At 58.0% G+C, this 10,343-nt stretch carries 6 protein-coding genes; 3 read left to right on the forward strand and 3 right to left on the reverse strand.

Annotation, left to right across the window (positions count from 1 at the left end):
• Positions 1-176: 176 nt before the first annotated feature.
• The gene (locus tag D6877_RS14040) at positions 177-635 is read right to left on the reverse strand and encodes a transposase (protein WP_130911184.1); all 459 of its coding nucleotides are present in this window, start codon (positions 633-635) and stop codon (positions 177-179) included.
• A 471-nt stretch (positions 636-1,106) separates the two neighbouring features.
• On the opposite strand from D6877_RS14040, the gene D6877_RS14045 reads away from it, so the two are divergent.
• Together D6877_RS14045 and D6877_RS14050 are read left to right on the forward strand one after the other, a co-directional pair.
• The gene (locus tag D6877_RS14045; protein ID WP_130911185.1) at positions 1,107-2,528 is read left to right on the forward strand and encodes an amino acid permease; all 1,422 of its coding nucleotides are present in this window, start codon (positions 1,107-1,109) and stop codon (positions 2,526-2,528) included.
• Between the two features lie 390 nt (positions 2,529-2,918).
• Entirely contained in the window at positions 2,919-6,512 is a 3,594-nt protein-coding gene (locus tag D6877_RS14050; protein ID WP_130911186.1) for a hypothetical protein, read from the forward strand.
• 49 nt (positions 6,513-6,561) lie between these two features.
• Here the strand turns inward: D6877_RS14050 and D6877_RS14055 are convergent, their stop codons facing one another.
• Together D6877_RS14055 and D6877_RS14065 are read right to left on the reverse strand one after the other, a co-directional pair.
• Entirely contained in the window at positions 6,562-8,181 is a 1,620-nt protein-coding gene (locus D6877_RS14055; RefSeq protein WP_130911187.1) for an FMN-binding glutamate synthase family protein, read from the reverse strand.
• A 158-nt stretch (positions 8,182-8,339) separates the two neighbouring features.
• Positions 8,340-9,140, reverse strand: coding sequence for a LuxR C-terminal-related transcriptional regulator (locus tag D6877_RS14065; RefSeq protein WP_016773377.1), 801 nt, complete (start codon positions 9,138-9,140; stop codon positions 8,340-8,342).
• Between the two features lie 124 nt (positions 9,141-9,264).
• Between D6877_RS14065 and D6877_RS14070 the strand changes: the two genes are divergently transcribed.
• The gene (locus tag D6877_RS14070; protein WP_130911188.1) at positions 9,265-10,086 is read left to right on the forward strand and encodes a carbon-nitrogen hydrolase family protein; all 822 of its coding nucleotides are present in this window, start codon (positions 9,265-9,267) and stop codon (positions 10,084-10,086) included.
• Positions 10,087-10,343 lie beyond the last annotated feature (257 nt).

The following is a 10,343-nucleotide window of genomic DNA, read 5'->3' on the forward strand; positions in this document are numbered from 1 at the left end:
AGGGATTCCCTGTGGCGAGGGGATTCATCCCCGTTGGGCTGCGAAGCGGCCCCAACACCTGCTGGCACGGTTTCTACAGGTACTGCGCGTGTATGGAAATTGCGACTGCTGCGCAGCCGAGCGGGGATAAATCCCCTCGCCACAATTGATACACCTATTCCATAGAACTGGCGCGCTCAGAGCCAGTAGGCATCCCAGAGCGGATAGTCACCGAGGTTATCGACCAGCCCGGCTCGCAGGGGATTATTGATGATATAGCGGGCGATGGGCTCCAGATCCTCGCCGTCACGGATCGCACGGTCGTGGTAGCCGGTTTGCCACAGCGGTCCGTGACGTCCGGTTTTTCTGTTCACCGCATGCGTACAGCGGGCCTTTACACCACCAATGACTTCGCCAAGTGAGCCGCGTTGCAATTGCATCAGCCAATGAAAGTGGTCAGGCATGACAACCCAGGCGATGGATTGCGCGACTCCTTGCTCATGAGCCCGGCGCAGTTCGGCAACCAATAATCGGCCTGTCTGCCAATCTGCAAATACGGGCTGGCGTTCGTGGATGACAGAGGTGATGAAGTAGGCACGACCGTTTTCCGAGAAGCGATTTTGGCGCAGACGGTGGGAATTGGGACGGACTGGCATGTGAGCTTCCTTGCTTGTTCATGGCTTCTTCAAAGGTTAGTGGCTGCCTGTCCCTGTCGACGCCGCAATCGTTGAGAGAAATTTCTGAATCCGCCGGCCATTTATCCGTGATCAATCGCGAGGAGAGACATCGCGCAGTGAATCAAATGCACCCGGGCTGGAACATGACGCTGCACCATGTCTGTGCAATACTTCGCGGCTTTTTCAGTGGCGACTTTTCCTACGTAGTGCAGGTAATGCCTCTCCGAAGAACCCACTATTGCCGAGAGTTGTCGCTGAATGTTGTGACTTTTAGAGTGAAAAATCCTGCCCTGAGCTTTTTATACTGCACGCCCCGCTGATCTTTCAGGCCCGCCCTGCAAGACGCGTCTGCCCACGAAGCTGACGCGGTTTCCTGCCCAGCCAAGGCCTATCGGCCGACGCTTCGAAACCCGGTGGTCATATCCAATAACAAGACGAGGTTGTACCCCTATGCCAGTTGGCAATCCTCTGCCGCACGGCGACACCGCTTCGGGCGGTCCGCTCAAACGTGAACTCGGCGAACGGCATATCCGCCTGATGGCGCTCGGTGCCTGTATCGGCGTCGGTCTGTTTCTCGGTTCGGCCAAGGCTATCGAAATGGCTGGCCCGGCGATCATGCTCTCTTACATCCTTGGTGGTCTGGCGATCCTGGTGATCATGCGCGCGCTCGGCGAAATGGCCGTGCATAACCCGGTGGCCGGTTCGTTCAGCCGCTACGCGCAGGACTATCTCGGTCCGCTGGCAGGCTTTCTCACCGGTTGGAATTACTGGTTTCTGTGGCTGGTGACCTGCGTCGCGGAAATCACCGCCGTGGCCGTGTACATGGGCATCTGGTTTCCCGATGTGCCGCGCTGGATCTGGGCCCTGGCGGCGTTGATCAGCATGGGCTCGATCAACCTGATCGCGGTGAAAGCCTTCGGCGAATTCGAATTCTGGTTCGCCCTGATCAAGATCGTCACCATCATTGCCATGGTCATCGGCGGCGTCGGCATCATCGCCTTCGGTTTCGGCAATGACGGCGTGGCACTGGGCATTTCCAATCTCTGGGCCCATGGCGGTTTCATGCCCAACGGCGTGACCGGTGTGCTGATGTCGCTGCAGATGGTCATGTTCGCCTACCTCGGTGTCGAGATGATCGGCCTCACCGCCGGTGAAGCGAAAAACCCACAGAAGACCATTCCCGACGCGATCGGCTCGGTGTTCTGGCGGATTCTGCTGTTCTACGTCGGCGCGCTGTTCGTGATCCTGTCGATCTACCCGTGGAACGAAATCGGCACCCAAGGCAGCCCGTTTGTGATGACCTTCGAGCGGCTGGGCATCAAGACCGCCGCCGGTATCATCAACTTCGTGGTGATTACTGCGGCGCTGTCGTCGTGCAACGGCGGCATCTTCAGCACCGGGCGCATGCTCTACAGCCTGGCGCAGAATGGCCAGGCCCCGGCCGGTTTCGCCAAGACCTCGAACAACGGCGTGCCACGCCGTGCGCTGCTGCTTTCGATCGCGGTGTTGCTGTTGGGCGTAATGCTCAACTATCTGGTGCCGGAAAAAGTCTTCGTCTGGGTCACCTCGATTGCCACCTTCGGTGCGATCTGGACCTGGGTGATGATCCTTCTCGCCCAGCTGAAATTCCGCAAAGGCCTGAGCGCCAGCGAACGTGCCGGCCTCAAGTACAAGATGTGGCTGTACCCGGTCAGTTCGTACTTTGCATTGGCATTTCTGGTGCTGGTGGTCGGCCTGATGGCGTACTTCCCGGATACCCGCGTGGCGCTGTATGTCGGGCCTGCGTTTCTGGTGTTGCTGACGGTGTTGTTTTACGTGTTCAAGTTGCAGCCGAATAACTTATCGCGAGATGCCGTGCGTTCCGCGTCGTAAGTTATTAAACGCGCAAGACCTCCGGAAAAGGTCGCTGCCTGCAGGAGTTTCTACATGGTAAGGAATGTGGATATTGTTGCAGAAAGCGATCTTTTTTTGTTGTAACAGTAATCGTGAGGCTCCCGTTTGTAATTTCAAGAGGCAGCTTTGCAAGTATTTTCATGTTGTGAGTTTCCACGCCTGATGCCGGTTTTAGAGTGAATGGGTATGGCTGACTTTGGTTGGTCTATTATTTGGCAACATTCACTCGGTCATATACTTGATAAGTTTGGTATTTAAATGGTGTCTGGCGGCTCTGATATGATTTATTGGTAATACTTCTGGCCTTCAAATTAAAGCGTGTTCTATCGCCTACTTCGGATTCTATTTAATCCGTTGAAGGAAAATAAAATGTCTGAATCCAACATGGACCTCGTTGGTGAAGTATCGGCACCTGAGAATAATCAGTTTGAGCACCTCGCGGCCAGCCTGGAAATCGCAAAAGTAAATTCCCATCCGTTTGGTGACTTTGCCGGTGCATTGTCCTGGTCAATTCCATTGACTGTTGCGCAACAAAAAGAAGCCTTGCACGCCACCAGTGTTTTTCTGGATAGCCTTGATTTCATTGCGCTACCGGGTGCCGGAGTGCTGGACTATCTGGACGTAGACGAGCGGCTTGCGAATGAGGCGCTGAGTGATCCGCTGTCGGCATTGGCAAGACTCATCAACAGTCCTCGCGGGCAGGCTCTGGGTCTTGCAATCCAGACCCGCTTGAACGGCATCGCCACCGATGTCAGCGCCGCCGAGTACGCAATGGCCGGCATTCATTTGAGTCTGCATCAGGGCGATATTGATCAGCCGTCACGCAGCAAAGTTGCTGGCTTCGATCTAGCCGGAGAGAAACTCTGGGGCAAACCCCCTTTGCAGGTATTCGATAACCTGGTGGCTTACTTGATCAAGGAACGCTTGAGCAGCCGCCGACTGGCCGGATTGACCGCCGCTCTGTTGCTGGTTCGCAAGGCGCCCGAGTTTCTCATCAAGAAATTTCCCCCCGACTTGAAATACGGCACCACGGCATGGTTCAACCTGACCGTCGCGGCACGAACGATCGAGGCCTACACACCCGGGAAAGTCGCCTATATGACCTTTGCTCAAGTTATGGCCAGCGCAGAAAGCGCTTCGTTGATCGACTCGCAGGTTTTTCAGCACGTTCAGGCTGCCGCGCTGGCAGATTGGGGCGTAGTCAACGGCGTGGTGCAAAAGAACCACGGTGAACATTACACCCGTGACGAACTGGAGCGCGCCAAGACACACTTCAACCTGCAACTGGCCGGTCGTCTCAACACCTCGATTTTGTTGAACAGCCAATTGCCAAGCCGCAAAGCCATCGCGCTGGACAGACTGCAGAAAAAGTTCAAAGGCGACATACCGTTTGAAGAGCGCCTGCTGGAGCAGCCCAAGGTTGCCGGAGGCGACGGGCTCTTGTTGTACCCGACCCTCAACGGCCGATACTCGCTGCTCGACATCGTCATGATGGGCGGGCCGCCCTACTATCAATGGACGACCCGCGATCCGCGCTTGCTTCCGCTGCTTGACCAGATCAATGCACCGCTGGAACTTGGCGCGGCAGATGCCTTCCAGGCACAATTTGAAAATGCTATCGGCAACCTCAAGCAAGGCGCACTGCTGTTTGTAAAACATCTGATCGCCGAGTTGCCGCTGCAGGACAGGAAAAACCTGGAACACGGCCACGTCTCGTTTTACCAATACAAGACCTACCGCTTGAGTCTGAATATTGTCGGCAGAAACCTGATATCTACAAGCGCCATCCTCAGGGTGAAGGTTGATCTGGGCCAGGAATCGAAGCTTTATGATATCGATCTGAAACAAGGGGTTATCCGGACCCGGTCCTACGATCCAGCAGAAGCGTCCGAGCGCACAAATGCATCTGTTCCGAGCATCAAGCACACCATCGAGCCATTGCTGCTGGCTGACCAGTCGCAAGCCGCTAAGCTCCTGCCAAAAAGCGCAAAAAGCTCTTCAGTGCCCGTCAGTTATTCGAGCGAGCGCACCGAGCTGATTGCTCAAGCCTTTGTGCAACATCTGGATCTGGACAACGAGGACATTTTGCAGGCAGCAAAGGGCCAGACCACGCAAGACGGGGAAAACGCGTTCGTGCAGAGGGTCATCGATTTCGTGGTCGACCTGATCCCGTTCAAGACGGCGATCGCCAACTTCGTCGACGGCAACTATGCCGACGGCGCAGTGGACCTGTTTTTTGATGTATTGGGCTTTGTTACTGCCGGTGCAAGTGTTGCCGGAAAACTGGCCAGGATTGGTGTTTCCACGGCGTCAGCCATCAGCAAGACACTCAAGGCGGCGAAGATAATCGGTGCGGTGGTCATCACCGAACTCAATCCGTTGATCGCCCTGCGTGACGTGGGCGTGGGGGCGACCCGGCTGCTTGGTCAAGGCCTCAGATTTCTCGGCGAGCAAGGCCTGCGGCAGATCATGGCATTGCGCAGAGTGTCAGACCCCAGCGAGTTATTGCGGTTACTGCGCAAAGAACACGGGCCCGCACTGATAGGTACCTGGAAGATAAACCAGCAAAGTGTCGATGGCATCGGCGTGCTGAAAGACCAGCAGTGGCATCACTACAACCCGCTGAACAATCGGCTTTACGGCGCACCGGGCGATTTCCGGCCCAAGCCTGAAATCCTTGGAGTGAACGGATTCACTAACAGCGATTTCAACCGCTTCGCCATCAAGCCCTCGGTACTCGTCGGTCTTGAGAGCAATGCCTGGGGTATTTTCCGCAGCGCGGACGGCCAACGCTTTTATATCCGCAATATCGACGCCGCTGGCAAGGAAGCGGTGTATGGAATCAGGAATGATTTCAATCTGGCAGACGATTTCACCGACGTGGTGATTGTTGACCCGGCGACGAACCGCACGCACGGCGCCAGACTCTGGCAAGTTGCGCCGGATCAATGGCAGCCGGTTTCGCTGCGTGGCGGTGAGCTGCCGCAAGGTGCAACAGACGTGCCGGTGGGGGCGACTGTCGATGAAAGTACCCGTCTCAGCCATCAGCTTGTGTACACCTCAAGCAATCCGCTACGTCCGGGCTCGGCATTTATGCGCCATCGGCTGCCCAACGGTTTATGGGAACCGGTCATCGAAGTCGTTGCTAACAGTGAGGTTGCACACCTTGCGTACGATTGTGGTCTGCCTTCCCTGACGCGTTATTCGCTGCAGCGCACCGGCATTCATGAAGCCTTGTCGCCGGCGCAATTAAGCCGGTTACCGGTGGCCACCGAATTGTTGCAACCGGGGCGCGTCAATTACAGCGCCGAGATCGCGTCACAACTGGCCAATCAGGAGGGCGGGGCAAGTTTCGTCTTTGTCATGGAGCGCGTTCAGCCTGCCAACTCGGTCCGGACGCAATTCAATGCATTGAAAATCCATGACCCGAAAATCGACAAGCTTCCGCAGTCGTCAGATGCCGTGGTCGGTTACTGGGCCGCGCAGGGAGGTTATGTCGATATTCCGGTCCACCCCAAGTGGGGCGAGCCCGATCATTTGTTTACGCCTGGCTTCAGTGGCTGCTCGCTGGTGGTCGATCAACTCGACGCCAGTCGCCTGCGGGTCAGGCATGTCGAGGGTGGCAAGGAACTCGCTCAGTACAATGGCCTCGCCACGCATGAGCACGGTCTGGGTCTCAGCGCGTCCATGGAATATCCCGACTATGGGCTGCGTGTGAATGCAAACGGTCAGGCGGACTCGCGGCTGTTGGGTTTTGCGTTCATGAAATACGACCGCGCGGCGCAATCCTGGAAGTTGCATTTCCAGGCCAGTGAAGGTGCGGGCACGATCATAAAATATTCATCGGAGAAACCTGGCTGGATAACGCAACCGGACACACTGGTCAGCGTTTATCCCAACCCCGGCGTGATTAGAACAGTCACCAGGCCGGTGCCGGTTGTTGAAGGTGCTACTGCCGCGTGATGTAACGGATGTCGAGCGCCAATCCGTCGTGCGGATTGGCGCTTTGCAGTTACGCGGCAGCCACTTCCAAAGGTTCAAAACTGTCCGCCCGCGCCATCTGCCACATCCGCGAATAAAACTCGCCGTTCACTTCCCCAGTGAGCAATTCCCCGGGTTTCAAAAACACATGCAACTGCGAGAACAGTTTGATCTCGGTTGCCGACATGCGACGCACCAGATGCTTGGCCGACAGTTGCGAAGGATGATCAAGCCCGGCGGCAGCGAGCATTTCCGCCAGCGCTTTGAGCGTGCTGCGATGGAAGTTGTAGACGCGCTGGGCTTTGTCTGGGACCACCAGAGCGCGCTGGCGCAGGGCGTCCTGGGTGGCGACGCCGGTCGGGCATTTGTTGGTGTGGCACGACTGTGACTGGATGCAGCCGATGGCGAACATGAAGCCGCGCGCCGAGTTGGCCCAGTCGGCGCCGATGGCCAGCACGCTGGCGATGTCGAAGGCGCTGACGATCTTGCCGCTGGCGCCGAGTTTGATCTTGTCGCGCAGGTTCAGGCCGACCAGCGTGTTGTGCACGAACAGCAAGCCTTCGCGCATCGGCACGCCGATGTGGTCGGTGAACTCGACAGGCGCTGCGCCAGTGCCGCCTTCCTTGCCATCGACGACGATGAAGTCGGGAAGAATGCCGGTTTCCAGCATTGCCTTGGCAATGCCCATGAATTCCCACGGGTGGCCGAGGCAGAACTTGAAGCCCACCGGCTTGCCACCGGACAGTTCGCGCAGTTGCTGGATGAACTGCATCATCTCGATCGGCGTGGAAAACGCACTGTGGCGCGACGGCGAAACGCAGTCTTCGCCCATCAGGATGCCGCGGGTTTCGGCAATTTCCCTGGTGACCTTGTGTTTGGGCAAGATCCCGCCATGGCCGGGCTTGGCGCCCTGGCTCATCTTGATTTCGATCATGCGCACTTGCGGATTCTGCGCCTGCACGGCGAAGCGTTCCGGGTCGAAGCGGCCGTCGCTGGTGCGGCAGCCAAAGTAGCCGCTGCCCAGCTCCCAGGTCAGGTCGCCGCCGTGTTCGCGGTGATACGGGCTGATACTGCCTTCGCCAGTGTCGTGGGCGAAGTTGCCGAGTTTCGCGCCCTGATTCAGAGCGCGGATGGCGTTGGCACTGAGCGAACCGAAACTCATCGCCGAAATATTGAAGATCGACGCTGAATAGGGCTGCGTGCACTGCGGCCCGCCGACAGTGACGCGGAAACCATTCGGGTCACTCAACGGCGCCGGGCGCATCGAGTGGCCGATGAATTCGAAGCCGGACTGGTAGACGTCGATCAGCGTGCCGAACGGTTTGTCGGCGGTTTCGTTTTTCGCTCGCGAGTACACCAGCGAACGCTGCGCGCGGGAGAAGGGCAGGGCGTCGCTGTCGGACTCGAGCAGATACTGGCGAATCTCCGGGCGGATACCTTCGACCAGATAACGGATGTTGCCCAGAATCGGATAATTGCGGCGCACTGCATGGCGCGTCTGCAACAGGTCGAACACGCCGAGCAGGCTCAGCACAGCGGTGACGGCGCTGATCGGCCACAGCCAGTCATGTTCGAGAAAGGGCAGGCTGGCGAGGGTGAAAATCACGCAGACGGCAAAGAAGGCGTAGCGGCTCAGCAGCGACAGGCTCATACGGGTTCCCTGGTTCGGACTCAATTTTGTGCAACGGCACGCATCCCTGTGGGAGCGAGCCTGCTCGCGAAGACGGCGGGCCAGCCAACCTTGATGTCGGCCATGAGGGCCTCTTCGCGAGCAGGCTCGCTCCCACAAAAAGCGTTAGTCACATTGTTTCAGGCGTTCTGCGCCTGCAGAAAAATCGAAAACAGCTCGGACTGGGACTTGATCCCCAGCTTGCTGTACATGTGTTTCTTATGGACTTTTACGGTTTCCACGGAGATTTCCAGCTTACGGGCGATTTCCTTGCTGGAACAGCCGCTGAGCATCAAGCGCCCGACGTCCAGTTCCCGCGCGGTCAATTGGGCGCCCTTGAGCTGTTGCACCGACGCTTCCAGTTGCACCCGCCAGTCTGCCTGCGCAGGTGCGACGGCGAGGGCCACGGTTTCGTTGATCTCGTACGGCAGGCGCTGGCGCAACAGGCCCAGCACCCATGGCTGGATCAAAGACAGCAAAGCGATCTGTTCGCCAGTGAAACGTTTTTCACTGCCCAGCGACAGGCACAGCGTGCGCTCGCCTTCGAGCTGGCAATTGAACTGGATTTCGTCGGCCACCACATTCAGACGAAAGTATCGCTGGTAATACTCGGTCAGCTCGAAATGCTCCGGCGCGACTTCCGAGAGGCGATACAGGCCGGTGCGCGATTGCTCGCGGCAGGCGATGTAGAACGGATCGAGCAGATACAGCCCGCGCAGATAATCCTGGAACAACGGGTCCGGACTGCCGTCCTCGCCGGGGCATTCGGCGAAGACTTGCGGATGCTGATCGGCGCTGAACAGCAGCACCACCCAGCTATCGAACGCCACGTACTGCTCAAGCAGACGCACCAGTTGCGCCCAGAAATTCGGCTTGTCGAGCGCGTCGATCAATTGCCCGACGGCGCGGTGCCAAGTGATGTCATTCAACGAAAGTGTCATCGATCTACCCCTATCGGGTTACCCCGGCCGCGTGATTCCCTGGCCGGTTGCTTGCTGCGCATACTGGCCCACAGACAGGCACCGGGCAATCTTTCCGGACCGGGCCACATAACAAGGGATAACCATGAAAGTCGAACTCGCCCAACTGGCGGGCCGTGACAACGACACGGCTTACAACCTCGAACGCGCACTGGCGGCGATTGCTGCCTGCGCGGTCGACACGCAAATGATCGTGTTCCCGGAAACCCACCTGATGGGCTTCCCCAACGCCGAAACCGTGGCCCGGGTCGCCGAACCGCTCGACGGCCCGACCGTCAGCGCCGTGCTCGCGGCGGCGCGTGAGCATGACATCGCCGTGGTGGTGGGCATGGCCGAGAACGACAACGGCCGCTTCTACAACACGACGTTGTTGATCACACCCGAAGGCATCGCCCTGAAATACCGCAAGACCCATCTGTGGGCGTCGGATCGCGGCGTGTTCGGGGCCGGCGACCGCTACACCACCTATGCGTGGAACGGCGTGCGCGTGGGCCTGTTGATCTGCTACGACATCGAGTTCCCGGAAACCGCCCGCGCCCTGGCGCAACTGGGCGTGGAATTGCTCATCGTCACCAACGGCAACATGGACCCGTACGGCCCGACCCACCGCACCGCGATCATGGCCCGCGCCCAGGAAAACCAGGCGTTTGCGCTGATGGTCAATCGTGTCGAGGCGGGCGATGACGGTCTGGTGTTTGCCGGCGGAAGCGCGCTGGTCGATCCGCTGGGGGCGCTGCTGTTCGAGGCCGGGCGCGAAGAAGGGCAGTTCAGGGTCGAGCTGGATTTCACGCAACTGGAGATTGCGCGCAAGGATTATCGCTATCTGGATGATCAGCGTTTGAAGTTGCCGGGAGAGGTGGTGGAGCAGGCTTGCGGTGTTCGCGAGCTATTTATTCCACACCGATAACCGCTGCCCTCACCCTAGCCCTCTCCTGGAGGGAGAGGGGACTGACCGAGGTGTACTTTCGAGATACATCGACCTGAGATACCGAGTCGAACTCAGATATTGAAGTCCACATAGATCGGCTCCTTTTCCCCCTCGCCCCCTTTGGGGGAGAGGGCTGGGGTGAGGGGTAACGATCTTCAGTCGAACAAAAATAATCAGCCACACCCGAAATTTTCGCCGAACCCGGCTCTGCCATAAATCCAATAACATTCGGAGTA

The sequence above is a fragment of the Pseudomonas sp. Sample_9 genome (genome assembly GCF_004307535.1).
In the GTDB taxonomy this organism is placed as follows: Bacteria; Pseudomonadota; Gammaproteobacteria; order Pseudomonadales; family Pseudomonadaceae; genus Aquipseudomonas; species Aquipseudomonas mercuritolerans.